The sequence below is a fragment of the Nitrospirillum pindoramense genome, assembly GCF_007827955.1.
In the GTDB taxonomy this organism is placed as follows: Bacteria; Pseudomonadota; Alphaproteobacteria; order Azospirillales; family Azospirillaceae; genus Nitrospirillum; species Nitrospirillum amazonense_B.
The window spans coordinates 1-13,068 of the sequence record NZ_VITR01000006.1; the positions used below are offsets into that span (position 1 = coordinate 1).

10 protein-coding genes are annotated in these 13,068 nt (G+C 66.0%); 4 read left to right on the forward strand and 6 right to left on the reverse strand.

Annotated features, from left to right (window positions below; genetic code table 11):
* Positions 1-369 precede the first annotated feature (369 nt).
* The 3 genes from FBZ90_RS10905 (at position 370) to FBZ90_RS10915 (ending at position 1,510) form a co-directional block, all read left to right on the forward strand.
* Complete coding sequence (locus tag FBZ90_RS10905) at positions 370-777, forward strand: hypothetical protein (protein WP_145732012.1); 408 nt, start codon at positions 370-372, stop codon at positions 775-777.
* A gap of 104 nt (positions 778-881) precedes the next feature.
* A complete protein-coding gene (locus FBZ90_RS10910) occupies positions 882-1,124 on the forward strand; it encodes an antitoxin (RefSeq protein WP_145732014.1) in 243 nt (80 codons plus the stop codon).
* Positions 1,121-1,510: a type II toxin-antitoxin system VapC family toxin gene (locus FBZ90_RS10915; RefSeq protein WP_145732016.1), complete on the forward strand. Its 390-nt coding sequence runs from the start codon at positions 1,121-1,123 to the stop codon at positions 1,508-1,510. Before FBZ90_RS10910 ends, FBZ90_RS10915 begins: the two co-directional genes overlap by 4 nt.
* 11 nt (positions 1,511-1,521) lie before the next feature.
* Here FBZ90_RS10915 and FBZ90_RS10920 read toward each other — a convergent pair whose 3' ends face one another.
* The 3 genes from FBZ90_RS10920 to FBZ90_RS10930 all read right to left on the reverse strand — a co-directional run bounded on the left by FBZ90_RS10920 (position 1,522) and on the right by FBZ90_RS10930 (position 6,436).
* Positions 1,522-2,154, reverse strand: a complete 633-nt coding sequence (locus FBZ90_RS10920) for a hypothetical protein (RefSeq protein WP_145732018.1) — start codon at positions 2,152-2,154, stop codon at positions 1,522-1,524.
* A 153-nt stretch (positions 2,155-2,307) separates the two neighbouring features.
* The gene (gene aspS / locus FBZ90_RS10925; RefSeq protein ID WP_145732020.1) at positions 2,308-4,128 is read right to left on the reverse strand and encodes an aspartate--tRNA ligase; all 1,821 of its coding nucleotides are present in this window, start codon (positions 4,126-4,128) and stop codon (positions 2,308-2,310) included.
* 154 nt (positions 4,129-4,282) lie between these two features.
* Complete coding sequence (locus tag FBZ90_RS10930) at positions 4,283-6,436, reverse strand: TonB-dependent receptor (protein ID WP_145732022.1); 2,154 nt, start codon at positions 6,434-6,436, stop codon at positions 4,283-4,285.
* Positions 6,437-6,752: 316 nt separating this feature from the next.
* Between FBZ90_RS10930 and rnd the strand changes: the two genes are divergently transcribed.
* On the forward strand, positions 6,753-7,904 hold the full coding sequence (gene rnd / locus FBZ90_RS10935) for a ribonuclease D (RefSeq protein ID WP_145732024.1): 1,152 nt from the start codon (positions 6,753-6,755) through the stop codon (positions 7,902-7,904).
* Positions 7,905-7,980: 76 nt separating this feature from the next.
* Here the strand turns inward: rnd and FBZ90_RS10940 are convergent, their stop codons facing one another.
* From FBZ90_RS10940 to secD, 3 genes are all read right to left on the reverse strand, one after another.
* Positions 7,981-8,778 carry an EF-hand domain-containing protein gene (locus FBZ90_RS10940; RefSeq protein WP_145732025.1) on the reverse strand — a complete coding sequence of 266 codons (798 nt, stop codon included), beginning with the start codon at positions 8,776-8,778 and terminating at the stop codon, positions 7,981-7,983.
* A 249-nt stretch (positions 8,779-9,027) separates the two neighbouring features.
* Entirely contained in the window at positions 9,028-10,023 is a 996-nt protein-coding gene (locus FBZ90_RS27800) for an EF-hand domain-containing protein (RefSeq protein WP_211101994.1), read from the reverse strand.
* 356 nt (positions 10,024-10,379) lie between these two features.
* On the reverse strand, positions 10,380-12,905 hold the full coding sequence (gene secD, locus FBZ90_RS10950) for a protein translocase subunit SecD (RefSeq protein WP_145732028.1): 2,526 nt from the start codon (positions 12,903-12,905) through the stop codon (positions 10,380-10,382).
* Positions 12,906-13,068: the final 163 nt, after the last annotated feature.

Here is a 13,068-nt window from a genome sequence, read left to right on the forward strand (position 1 = left end):
CTCCGGAAACAGCAGGTTCGGCCTCAGCAATCGAATCCTACGTGATTCCAGGGCCTTAGCCTATGCCCGCCAACCCTGGTGAATTATCCAGGCTAAAGGGCCGGCATGTGGAGTTGTTTGGAGTTACGCCCCTGCCGCGTTGAGTGTTTTGCAGGGGTTCGGCCCCGTGGGACAGGCGTCCACAGCGCGGGCGTCGCGGGCCGGATGGGGCATGTCCGACGCGTCCACCATGTCGGACACCGGCACGGACAGAGGGGCTCACCGGCAAGCCCTTATGAATCCTCGGAAAATGTTGTGGCCCGGAATCTGCTTTGCCCCGCAGCCGGCACCTTGGCGGCCCTGTGCGCCGCACCCAGAAGGAAAACAATCATGAACGCGACCATCGACGCCATCAAAAGACACCAAGGCCGGATCGGCAGAAGCGCCAGCATCAGCGTCGGCTACGCGCAGGCGGATGTCTCCGGCGGCGGCCTGATCATCGACCTGGGCTTCACGCTGGAAAACATGCCGACCCAGGATACGCCCTGCTGGATCCTGTTTTCCGAAGAGCGTTCCGGCAAGGATATCGGCAGCGGCTTCCTGGTGTGCGCCGACAGCTTCAAGGCGCCGGAAACGGGCGTGGGCTACGACCTGTCGTATTATTGCCTGTTCTCCGTCGCCCATGACTTCGGCCTGAAGCCCCGCGACGTCGTCTGCGCCACGATTTCCTTTGGCGAGAACGGCATCCGCGCCCAGCTCGAGGGCAATCCCATCCGCATCCCCGTCACGGTCCTGTGATTGAGCCCTCTCTGAGGAAGGGGTGTGTAGGGGGCAGACATGGGTGAGCCTTGCCCCCCACATCCGTGTGGTATATATTTTTGGTGGATATCAACGGAGCCCCCATGGATACCGCCAAGCTCTTCTGGTCCGGCCGCTCACAGGCCGTGCGCCTGCCCAAGGACTTCCGGTTCGAGGGTGAGACGGTGCGCATCCGTCGGCATGGGAACGCCGTGATCCTGGAACCCATCGCCGACGGCTGGGACTGGCTGGCGGAGGTCATCGGGCCGGTGGATGAGGACTTCGCCAAGGCCGCGACGGAACGACCGGCGGAGCAGGAGCGCCCAGCCCTGAACTTCTTCGAGTGAAGTTCCTGCTGGATACCAACGCCGTCATCGCGGTGATGAAAGGACACGCCGCGTTCCTGGACCGGATGCGGCAATACCGGCCGGAGGATTTCGGCCTGCCCGCCATCGTCGCCCACGAACTATACTTCGGCGCCGCCAAGAGCCAGCGCGCGGCGGACAACATGGCCCGTGTCGAGGCCCTGCGCTTCCCTATCCTGGACCTCGACCGGGAGGATGCCCGTCAGGCGGGCCTTATCCGGGCGCACCTGGCCACCGCCGGCACGCCCATCGGCCCCTATGACGTGCTGATCGCGGGCCAGGCGCTGGCGCGGGACCTGACCCTGGTCACGCAGAACACCCAGGAGTTCCAACGCGTGCCGGGGTTGCGCCTGGAAGACTGGCAATAGGCAGTATTCCCCTAGTGACGTGGCACTTCCATCTGATCTGCGATCGTTGATAGAAAAGCGGTTATGATAATTTGTTTGGGGCACAGCCCCTCCCATTGATCAAACCTAATATAATATTTTATCGATCCCGCTGAAAAGAAATTATAATTGTCACCCGCCCCATGCTTTTCACTGAAGTCCCACTCATGCGCATATGGCGTAACGTATTTGTTATCGCCGTGGTATCTTTTACTAACGTCCAGATCTAAATCGCAGAAATTGCGCACCAATGGCTCACCTAGTGGGTGCAATGGAAAGTAATGTTGTATTTCCAATTGATACAGAGGCTGCCCTAGGCCGTTGGGCGCTTCACAACCCACTTTGGTGGAAGATGCGCGAAAATAAAGGCTATCAAGCCCAGTAATGTCACCGCCTTCCATGGTCAGGTTATAGCCGCATGACGCGACCCTCTTTTCGAATATCTCGGCGCCGTGGAGACCGCCAAGATATGCGATCATCGCCTCTGGATCGGCCATGTCAATATGAGCCGGCATCTGCTCCAGCATCTCAAGAAACATGCTGAATCTGGGTACGGCAAGTACGCCCGTGGAGGGGCCAGCGTGCGCCACTCCTGAATAAACAATCGTGCCCAGAGCCACTGTCACCCACCGCCATGCGCGCATTTTGCCCCCCATCATCGCTGATAGAAGACCGGTAGCTCACTGATAGGGTCAAGCCCCGATACCAAAAACAAAACGGGCGGCGCCCTTCCAGACGCCGCCCGTCTTAACACTCCGCCTAAGCGACGGTCCCCCGCCTCAGCCTTCCTTGGCCTCGGTGGTGATCTTGGGCTTGGGCAGGTCCAACTTGATGTGCAGTTCCTTCAGCCGCGCGGTGTCGACGGCGTTGGGGGCCTGCATCAGCAGGTCTTCGGCGCGCTGGTTCAGCGGGAAGACGATGACCTCGCGGATGTTGGGCTCATCGGCCAGCAGCATGACGATACGGTCGATGCCCGGGGCGGAACCACCATGCGGCGGGGCACCCAGCTTGAAGGCCGAGAGCATGCCGCCGAAGCGGGTCTCAAGGTCTTCGGCCGAATAGCCGGCGATCTCGAACGCCTTGTACATGATCTCGGGCTTGTGGTTGCGGATGGCGCCCGAGGACAGCTCGATGCCGTTGCAGACGATGTCGTACTGGAAGGCCTTGATGTCCAGCGGGTTCATGCTGGTCAGGGCCTCCAGGCCGCCCTGCGGCATGGAGAAGGGGTTGTGGGAGAAGTCGATCTTCCCCGTCTCCTCATCCTTCTCATACATCGGGAAGTCGACGATCCAGCAGAAGCGGAAGGCGTCCTTCTCGATCAGGTCCAGCTCCTCACCGATGCGGGTGCGGGCCTGGCCGGCCAGCTTGGCGGCGGGGCCTTCCAGGTCGCAGACGAAGAACACGGCATCGCCGTCCACGGCACCGGTCAGCTCACGCAGCACGACCTGCGCCGCCTCCGGCACGAACTTGGCGATGGGGCCCTTGCCGGCGCCGTTCTCGAACAGGATGTAGCCCAGGCCGGGAGCGCCGAGGCCACGGGCCCAGTCGTTCAGCTTGTCGAAGAAGCTGCGGGGCTTGTCTCCCACGGCCGGCGCCTTGACGCAACGGACCACGCCGCCCTTGTCCAGCACGCCGCGGAAGGCCTTGAACTCCACGTCGTCGCGGCGGAACACGGCCGACACGTCGGTGATCACCAGCGGGTTGCGCAGGTCCGGCTTGTCGTTGCCGTACTTCAGCATGCTCTCGGCATAGGGAATGCGCGGGAACGGATAGGGGCTGACGGTCTTGGCGACGCCGGTGAAGTCGCGGAACTCGGTGAAGATGCCGTGAATGACCGGCTCGATGGCGGCGAACACGTCGTCCTGGGTGACGTAGCTCATCTCGAAGTCGAGCTGGTAGAACTCGCCCGGGCTACGGTCGGCGCGGCTGTCCTCGTCACGGAAGCAGGGGGCGATCTGGAAGTAGCGGTCGAAGCCCGCCACCATCAGCAGCTGCTTGAACTGCTGCGGCGCCTGCGGCAGGGCGTAGAACTTGCCCGGGTGGTTGCGCGCCGGGACCAGGAAGTCGCGCGCACCCTCGGGCGAGGACGAGGTCAGGATGGGGGTCTGGAACTCGGTGAACCCCGCCTCGATCATGCGGCGGCGGGCCGAGGCGATGACGTTGGAGCGCAGGTGGATGTTGCGGTGCATCTTGGTGCGCCGCAGATCCAGGAAGCGGTAGCGCAGGCGAATATCCTCGCCCGCATCCTGGTCGGAGTTCACCTGCAGGGGCAGCTGGTCGGCCAGGCTCTGCACCACGATCTCATCCGCCTTCACCTCGATATGGCCGGTGGGCAGCTTGTCGTTGATGGTGTCGGCCGTGCGGGCCACCACGCGGCCGGTCACGGTGATGACCGATTCCAGGCGGGCGGACTCCAGCACCTTGAAGCCGGGATTGTCGATATCGATCACGCACTGGGTCAGGCCGTAATTGTCGCGCAGGTCGACGAACAGCAGTTGGCCGTGGTCACGCTTGCGGTGGATCCAGCCGGAGAGGCGGACGGTCTTGCCGGCGTCTTCCAGGCGCAGGGCGCCGCAGGTGTGGGAACGATAGGGATGCATGGGGCCGGACCTTGACGAGTGCGGGTTGGGCAATAGCGCCGCCGGCCCGCGAAAACGCGGGACTGACGGACCGGCGGACACTAGGGCCGGACGGGGGCGGATTGTCAAGACGGCCGGGCCCATTTGCACCGGGGTGCTGCCGTCTTGGTCCCCCTTAATAACTGATCTTGACGCTGCCCATGACCGACCGCGGGCTGCCCGGCAGGTTCAGGTTGGCGTTGGAACCATGGGCGGAGACGATGTAGCGCTCATCCGCGATGTTGTAGATGTTGACCTGCAGCGTCACCGGCCCCTGGCGGTACCAGGCCATGGCATCCACCGTGACGTAGGACGGCAGCGTCACGGTATTGCCTGGGTTGGCGTAACGGTCACCGACATAGTTCATGCCGCCGCCCAAGCCGAAGCGATTGCCGAAGGCCTTGGTCACCCACAGGTTGGTGCTGTGGCGCGGCGTGATGGTGGCGCGCTTGCCCTGCACCGGAACACCGGCGTCCTTGGCCACGGACTCCGTGACCCGGGCATCCAGATAGGCATAGCCGGCGATGGCCTTCCACCCGTCCGACAGGTCCAGGGCGCCGGTCAGCTCCACCCCGTCGGTGCGCTGCACGCCGATGGGCAGCAGCTTCTGCGTCACCGGGTCGGTGGTCTTGATGCCGCTGCGTTCCAGGCGGAACAGCGAGGCGGTGGTGCTGAGCCGGCCCTGCCAGAAGTCCAGCTTGGCGCCCACCTCGACATTGCGGGTGCTTTCCGGCGCGATGTCCGCGTTGTTGGCGGCCACGGAGAAGGCCTCGCCCGAGGGCTGGAAGGAGCGGCTCCACGACACGTAATAGGACTGGGCAACCTCGGCCTTGTCATCGGTCGGCTGCCACACCAGGCCGGCGCGCGGGCTCCAGTTCCTATCCGTGCGGCTGAGGTTGGCCAGGTTGGCGAGATGCTGCAGCGTGCGCTGCTCGAACCGGTCGAATCGCATGCCGACCAGGGCCTTCAGCTCCGGCAGCAGGGTCACCATGTCCTGGGCATAGACGCCGGTGGTGTCGAACAGGCCGCGGTTGTTGGCGGTGACGGTGCCGAAGGTGCCGGGGTTCAAGGTCGGCAGCACGGGGTTGAACAGCGCGACAGTGGCCACCGTGCCCTGGGAATAGGTGATGGCGTCCTTGGTCTGGTGCCCCACCTCCAGCCCCAGCAGCAGCTGGTTGTCGATGCCCGCCAGGCTGAACTTCTGCACCGCCTCGCTCTGGTTGAACCAGCCGTGCTCATACCGGCCGACGATGGAGCGGGTGAGGGCCGCCGTCCGCGCCGCCTCGTTGACCGAGCCGACCAGCGTGTTGCGGCGGTCCAGGTTATAGCGGTAGTAGCGGAAGGCGTTGCGCAGCGACAGGCTGTCGTTCACCTCGTGCGTCAACGTCTCGGTGGTGGAGCGGACACGGGACTGGCTGTAATCCGCGTCGCGGGCGTTGGCGGCGCCGTAATAGGTGCCGGGCGGCACATCCACCGGCAGGCCGTGATAGGCCGGGATGCCGAAATCGGTGACGCGCTTGTCCTCCAGATAATCGGCCTGGACCAGCAGCTTGGTCTTTTCATCCAGGTTGAATTCCGCCGAGGGCGCCAAGGCCTTGCGGTCCAGGAACTGCTGCTGGCGATAGCTGTCGGCCGCCTCGATGGCGCCGGTCAGGCGCAGGGCGACGCCGGTATCGGGCAACACATGGGCCAGGTCCACCTCCCCCCGCCGGTCATCCCAGCCGCCATAGCGGAAACTCGCCTCCGCCAAATCGATGCCTGGCTTCTTGGTAATGCGGTTGATCAGGCCGCCGGAGGAGCCCCGGCCGTAGAGGACGGAGGCCGGGCCCTTCACCACCTCGACCGATTGCAGGTTGGACAGGTCGCGGAAATAGAGGGCGTCGTCGCGCAGGCCATCGACGTACTGGTCGGCGATGGCGGAGAAGCCGCGGATGGAAACCTGGTCGCGCTGGCCGTCGCCGGTGGATAGGCCGATGCCGGGGATGTTGCGCATGACATCCTGCAGCGACAGGGCGCCCTGGTCCCGCATCACCGCCAGGGGCACCACGTTCACCGTCTGCGGCACGTCGCGCAGGGCCATGTCCATGCGCGTGGCGCTGACCGCATCCTTGGGGTTGTACCCCATGGCCGCCTGGCGGTCGGCGCTGACCACCACCTCGGGCAGGATGCCGCCGGACTTGCCCCCCTCGGCGGCGGCGTCAGCCTCATCGGGGCCGGCGGCCATGGCCGGCAGGGCCAGGGGCAGCAGCGCGGTGAACAGGCAGGCGGAAAGCAGAAGGCGAGTGCGCATCACAGAGGTCCCCATTTGTTTTTATGCGAATGTTTTTAATAATCACTCGCATATTTGGGCTGCGGCATTGTGTCAAGCGACCCGCTGTGGGCGGCTTGGCCCCGCCGGGGGGCGGTTGACGCCGTATCGCTAGCAAAACTGCTATTTTCCGGGAGCGGATGGCTGTCATGCTCCGGCGCCGCGCCGCCGCCGCCCTGTGGACAAGCGGGCGCCTCCACCCCGCCCTTCCCGACTCGGCGGGCCCTGGCCATATTCCCGGGTGGCGGGGCAGCAGGCCCTATGCACGCGCGCTTAGCTATAGTATGTGAAGAACCCCATGACGCTGATCACTACGACCGCCGACCTCTCCGCCTTCTGTGACCGACTGGCCACCGCCGCCTACGTCACCGTCGATACCGAATTCATGCGGGAGAAGACCTACTACCCGCAGCTCTGCCTGGTGCAGGTGGCCGGCCCCGACGAGGCCGCCGCCATCGACCCACTGGCCGATGGCATCGACCTGTCGCCGCTGTTCGCGCTGCTGGCCAATCCCGCCGTGCTGAAGGTCTTCCACGCCGCCCGCCAGGATTTGGAGATTTTCTTCAACCTGACCGGTGCCGTGCCCGCCCCCCTGTTCGACACCCAGGTCGCGGCCATGGTCTGCGGCTTCGGCGACAGCGTGGGCTATGAGACGCTGATCACCAAGCTGACCAACGCCCGCATCGACAAGTCCAGCCGCTTCACCGACTGGTCCAACCGGCCGCTGACCGACCGGCAGTTGACCTACGCCCTGTCGGACGTGACCCACCTGCGCCCGGCGTATGAGAAGATCCGCCGCCGCCTGGACAAGACGGGCCGCGAGGAATGGCTGGCCGACGAGATAGCCATCCTGACCAGCCCGGACACCTATCGCCAGGACCCGGACGAGTCCTGGCGCCGGCTGAAACCGCGCACCGACAAGCCGCGCTTCATCGCCGTGCTGAAGGAGCTGTGCGCCTGGCGCGAGCGTGAGGCGCAGCGCAAGGACATCCCGCGCAACCGCGTGGTGCGCGATGAAACCCTGATGGAGATCGCCGCACACACCCCCAGCACGGTGGACGACCTGGCCCGCACGCGCGGCCTGGGCCCCAGCATGGCCGCGGGTCGTTACGGCACCGAAATCCTGGCGGCCATCGAGAAGGCGCGCAGCCTGCCCGACAGCGCCCTGCCCCGCGCCGAACCGCGCGCCGAGCTGCCGGCCGGCATCGCGCCGACGGTTGAACTGCTGCGCGTGCTGCTGAAGCTGGTGTGCGATGACGAGGATGTGGCCAGCCGCCTGGTGGCCAACGCCGCCGACCTGGAGGCCATCGCCGCCGACGACCATGCCAAGGTGCAGGCCATGTCCGGTTGGCGCTTCGACCTGTTCGGCCGGCAGGCCCTGGCCCTGAAGCATGGCAAGCTGGCCCTGGCGATGGAGAACCGCAAGGTCAAGCTGGTGCACCTGGACTGATGCCGGTTTGACGGCAAGCCCAGACGCCGCCCCGGGGCAACCCGCTGGGCGGCGTTTTCATGAGTGCCCCTGGCACTTAAGCCGCGACGGAACCCTGCAACTGCGCCATGAAGGCCAGGGCGGACCCGCTGAGCATCGTGCTGGTGTCGATGGTGACGCCATCGATGGTGATGCTGCTGGTGCCGCTGGTGGATGTGCCACTGGTGGATGCGCCGGAGTCGCTAGAGGTGGTGGTCGAGGACCTGCCATCAGCGGACGACGATGAGTCGCCCATATCGAACCCACCCGGCGGGGGTAGCGGGCCCATGCCGTCGGTGCCCTGGCCGGCCGACAGCGATTCCAGCGCCGACTGCGCCTCGGACTGGCTCAGCGTTCCGTCGCCATCGGTGTCGAGGCTGGAGAACACCTTGTCCGCCAACTCCTTGCTGCCCGTTCCGCTGCCGAAGGCGGACTCGAAGTCGCTTTCGCTGATGCCGCTGCCAGAGGACGTGGCGCTGCTTGACGAGGAACTGCTGGAAGAAGCGGAGTCCGTGCCGGTGGAACCGCTGGAGGACGTACCACTGGCGGTCTGAAGCAGCAGGTTCAGCAGGGCATCGCCCGAGCCGCCGCTGCCGCAGGAGGCGGCCGTCGTGGCGGTGCCATCGGTGCCATCACCATCGCTGTCGCCGCCGATGCCCTGCAGCATGCTCAGCAGACCGCCATCCATCTGGAAGCCGCCCATTTGAAAGCTGGGCGCGCTGGAGGCGGCGGTGGTGCCGCTGGTCGCGGTGTCGGCGGTGTAGGTGGCGTCGGCGGATGAGTTTGCGGACGCCATCTGGGTCTGCCAGACGCTGTAGAGCGACTGGGACGAACCCAGGGAGGAAATGGAGGTCATGGGGGCTGCGCTCCGTTCAAGGGACCCTGGGCCACGGCTTCCCCCAACCGGTCACCGCGCTTCCCAAGGGCGCGACCCCGCGGCCGCGCGCCGGGCCCGAACGCAAGCGACATTCCAGGCAGTCGCGCGACGATCGCCCCACCGACAGAACGGCAAGGAAACGCCGGCGGGGCATGATTTCATGCCGCCGCTGCGGGTTCGCATGCGCGCGTTGGACGCCCCCCTGTTTCAAGGGCCGGCGCCGCCGGCTCAGGCTGCGGCCAACTGGCCCTGCAGCTGCGCCATGAAGGCCAGCGCCGATCCGCTCAGCATCGTGCTGCTGTCGATGGTGACGCCGTTGAAGGTGAAGCTGGTGCCCGAAGCGTCGCTGCTGGACGAGGCGGTGGTGGCGCTGGTGGTGGAGGTTCCGGTGGTGGCCCCGGCGGTGGAGGTCGATGAGGTCCCGTCCAGGGCACCCAGGATGCTGGCGGCCGAGGTCGGGTCGCTGTCGTCCGTGCTGGTGTCACTCAGCAGGGTGGATGCCTGCTGGCTGGAGGACGGACCGCCGACACCGCCGCCCCCGCCATGGTGGTGGTGACCGCCGCCATGGTGGCCGCCGCCCGCCTGCTTCAACGCGCTTTGCGCCTCGGACTGGCTGATGGTGCCGTTGCCGTCGGTATCCAGCTTGGAGAACACCTTGTCCGCCAGTTCCGTGGCCCCGGTGCCGGTGCCGAAGGCGGACTCGAATGCCTGCTTGGAGATGCCGTCGGTCGTTGTCGCACCCGTGGTCGTGCCATCCGTGGAGCTGGCCGTGGCGCTGGCCGTCAAGGTGGTGGTGCCGTCGGTGCTGGTGGTGCCGGACGTGCCGAAAGCCGTCTGCATCATCAGGCTCATCAGCGGGTCCATGCCGTTGGCGCTGGTGCCGCCGCTGTCGCCGGAGCCGCCATCCCCCGGCGGCGGACCCGGTGGCGGACCCGACTGGGGGCCACCCGCCGTGCTGCCGGCGCTGGAATCGGAACCGCTGTCGATACCCTGCAGTAGGGACAACAGCCCGCCCATTTGCAGGGCGAAGGGGCTGCCGGAAAGGGCGCCCACACCACCATCCGACAGGGCGGCGGTGACGTCGCTGGACGATCCGGTGGCGGTGGTTGAGGTTGAGGAACTGGCGTCGTCGGTGCCGGCCGAGGCCTGCGTCCGCGACGCCCATTGGGCCTGCCAGCCGCTGTACAGCGACTGACTGGAGCCCGAGGCGGCGATGGAGCTCATGGGTTAAGGTCTCCCCCGATGAAGAAACCTTGGACGAGGCCGCCTTGGATTTCCCCCGGCCCCCTCCAAGGGGTGCGCACGCGCGCATCGGCTGCCATCGCAACCGGGGGACCAACCCTTACCGAACTGTAATCATTGATTCTTTACAGAACTGGCCGTCAATGCGGAACAGCTGTGCAAATGAATCGGCAAATTCGGCCCGGCATTTCATGCCCAGTGCCCGGCGGTTATTGCCGCCTTTGGTGCAAAATTGTCTAGTGCGATTTTGCAACCATCTGTTTTTATTGCGCTTTTATTCTGGCACGCCGGTTGCCCATGGGCGGCGCCCTGGACAACCGGCAGCCAAATGCGGCCCTTTACTCCGCCGGAGCGGCCGGGGCAGCGGAGCCGTCGGCCGGCACGGGCCGGCGCAGGCTCTTTTCGCCCAGGAACAGCAGGATGGGGGCGGCGATGAAGATGGACGACGAGGTCGCCAGCACCACGCCGAACAGCAGCACCCAGGCGAACTCGCGCAGCTGCTCGCCCGCCAGCAGGGCCAGGGGCACGGTCACCAGGAAGATGGCCAGCGAGGTGCCGATGGTCCGGCTCAGCGTCTCATTGATGCTGCGGTCGATCAGCTCCCGCAGGGGCATCTTGCGGTAGAGGCGCAGGTTCTCACGCACACGGTCATAGACCACGACCTTGTCGTTGATCGAATAACCCATGATGGTGAGGATGGCGGCAATGGAGGTCAGGTTGAACTGCATGCCGGTGATGGCGAAGAAACCCACGGTCTTCGTCACGTCCAGCAGCATGGTGACCACGGCGCCGATGCCGAACTGCCATTCGAAGCGGAAGGTGATGTAGCCCAGCATGGCGATGGCCGCCAGGCCCAGGGCCAGCATGCCGTCGTGGAACAGCTCGGCGCTGACGGACGCGCCCACGGCTTCCTGGCGGCGAATGACGGCGCCGGGGAAGTCCTTGTTCAGCTCGTCCTGGACGGCCTTCACGGCCCCCTGCTGGGCGGCGTCGCCGCCGGCCTGCTGCTCCAGCCGCATCAGCACGTCGGTGGGAGAGCCGAACTGCTGCAGCTGGACGGGCCCCAGGTGCAGGGTTTCCATCTTGGAGCGCAGCTTGGCGAAGTCGGCCGGGCCCTCGGTGCGGATCTCGATGACCACGCCGCCGGCGAAGTCCACGCCGTAGTTCAGGCCGGGCTTGAAGAACAGCACCACCGAGGCGACCGACAACAGCACCGACAGGCCGATGCCCATGTGGCGACCGCGCATGAAGGAGATGTTGGTGTGGTCCGGCGCCGGGCGCAGGCGCGTGCCCACGGTCAGCGTCTTGGGCCGGAAGCGGCGGAACCAGCTGGCGGTTATGGCGCGGGCCACCACGGTCGCCGTGAACATCGAGGTCATGATGCCCAGGCTGATGGTGACGGCGAAGCCCTTGATGGTCCCGGTGCCGACCGAGAACAGGATGGCCATCTTGATCAGCGTGGTCAGGTTGCTGTCGGTGATGGTGGCGTAGGCCTTGGAGAAGCCGGCCTCCAGCGCCGCCAGGGGGGTCGCCCCCTTCCGCAACTCTTCCCGGATGCGCTCATTGATCAGGATGTTGGCGTCGACGGCCATGCCCAGGGTCAGCAGGGCGCCGGCGATGCCGGGCAGGGTCAGCGTGGCCTGCAGGATGCCCAGCAGGGCCAGGGTCAGGAACAGGTTGCACAGCAGGGCGATGTTGGCGAAGACGCCGAAGATGCCGTAGCTGATCAGCATGTAGGCCACGACCAGGACGAAGCCCACGGCCACGGCGGTCAGGCCGGCGTGGATGCTGTCGGCGCCCAGCTCCGGCCCGATGGTCCGTTCTTCCACCACGGTCAGCGGCACCGGCAGGGCGCCGGCGCGCAGCAGCACGGCCAGGTCGTTGGCCGTCTGGGCGGTGTAGCTGCCGGCGATTTGGCCACGGCCGCCGGTGATGGGTTCCTGGATGACCGGGTCGCTGATGACCTTGTCGTCCAGCACGATGGCGAAGGGCTTGCCCACGTTGTTGGTGGTCGTCTCGGCGAAGCGGCGGGCGCCGATGCTGTCGAAGCGGAAGCTGACGACCCAGCGGCCGTTCTGGTCGGTGCTGGGGCTGGCGTCGGTCAGGTTGGCGCCGTCGACCTCCACCTTCTTGCGCACCAGGATCTTGCGATCACCCCGGCCGTCCGCGACGGACATGATCTGCGTTCCCGGGGGGGCGGCGCCGTCGGCACGGATGGGCTCATCCGTCACCACCAGGCGGAAGGTCATCTTGGCGGTGGTGCCGATCAGCTTCTTGATACGGCCGGGATCGTCCACGCCGGGCAGCTGCACCAGGATGCGGTCGCTGCCCTGGCGGGCCACCACCGGCTCGTTCACGCCCGTCTCATCGATACGGCGGCGGACGATTTCCTGGGACTGCGCCATCGCCTTGTCGATGCGGTCCTTGAAACCGGCGTCGGTCAGGGTCAGCGTGATGGTCTGGCCATCGGTGCGCAGGTCGATCTCCGGCACGCCGCCACCGGTCGTGGCGGTGGCGATGGGGCCCAGGGCCTTGCGCGCCTCGTCGACGTCCGCCCCTTCGGGCAGGGCGATGGCGATGGACCGGCCGGCAGGGGTGATGCCGCTGACCTGTATCTTGGCGGCGCGCAGGGCGGTGCGCGCCTCATCGGTCAGGCTTTCCAAGCGCGCCTTGGCCACCGCGTCGCTGTCCACCTGCAACAGCAAGTAGGAGCCGCCCTTCAGGTCCAGGCCCAGGTTCACATGCCGGTCGGCCATCCAGCCGGGCAGGTAATCCTTGCTGATCAGGCTGGGCAGGGAGAAGACCACGCCCAGGAAACAAACCAGGGCGATCAACGCGGACTTGAGCGGTGAAAAGCGCAGCATAGGGTACGACGTCCTTGGGAACCCGCGTGGGCGGCCCACCATGAGGGAAGCCGCCGCCAGGAAACAGGCGACCCAGGTGGAACACCCACCACGGGCCGGTTAAACCAAGCGCCTTGAATACCCGCACCCCCGCACGCTTCCAACCAAAAAAGCGAAGTGGCCC

What these genes read in the sequence shown, in the direction of transcription:
- aspS (WP_145732020.1), bottom strand. Translation starts at nt 4,128, where the DNA reads ATGCATCCCTATCGTTCCCACACCTGCGGCGCCCTGCGCCTGGAAGAC.
- secD (WP_145732028.1), bottom strand. Translation starts at nt 12,905, where the DNA reads ATGCTGCGCTTTTCACCGCTCAAGTCCGCGTTGATCGCCCTGGTTTGT.
- FBZ90_RS27800 (WP_211101994.1), bottom strand. Translation starts at nt 10,023, where the DNA reads ATGAGCTCCATCGCCGCCTCGGGCTCCAGTCAGTCGCTGTACAGCGGC.
- FBZ90_RS10940 (WP_145732025.1), bottom strand. Translation starts at nt 8,778, where the DNA reads ATGACCTCCATTTCCTCCCTGGGTTCGTCCCAGTCGCTCTACAGCGTC.
- rnd (WP_145732024.1), top strand. Translation starts at nt 6,753, where the DNA reads ATGACGCTGATCACTACGACCGCCGACCTCTCCGCCTTCTGTGACCGA.
- FBZ90_RS10910 (WP_145732014.1), top strand. Translation starts at nt 882, where the DNA reads ATGGATACCGCCAAGCTCTTCTGGTCCGGCCGCTCACAGGCCGTGCGC.
- FBZ90_RS10930 (WP_145732022.1), bottom strand. Translation starts at nt 6,436, where the DNA reads ATGCGCACTCGCCTTCTGCTTTCCGCCTGCCTGTTCACCGCGCTGCTG.
- FBZ90_RS10905 (WP_145732012.1), top strand. Translation starts at nt 370, where the DNA reads ATGAACGCGACCATCGACGCCATCAAAAGACACCAAGGCCGGATCGGC.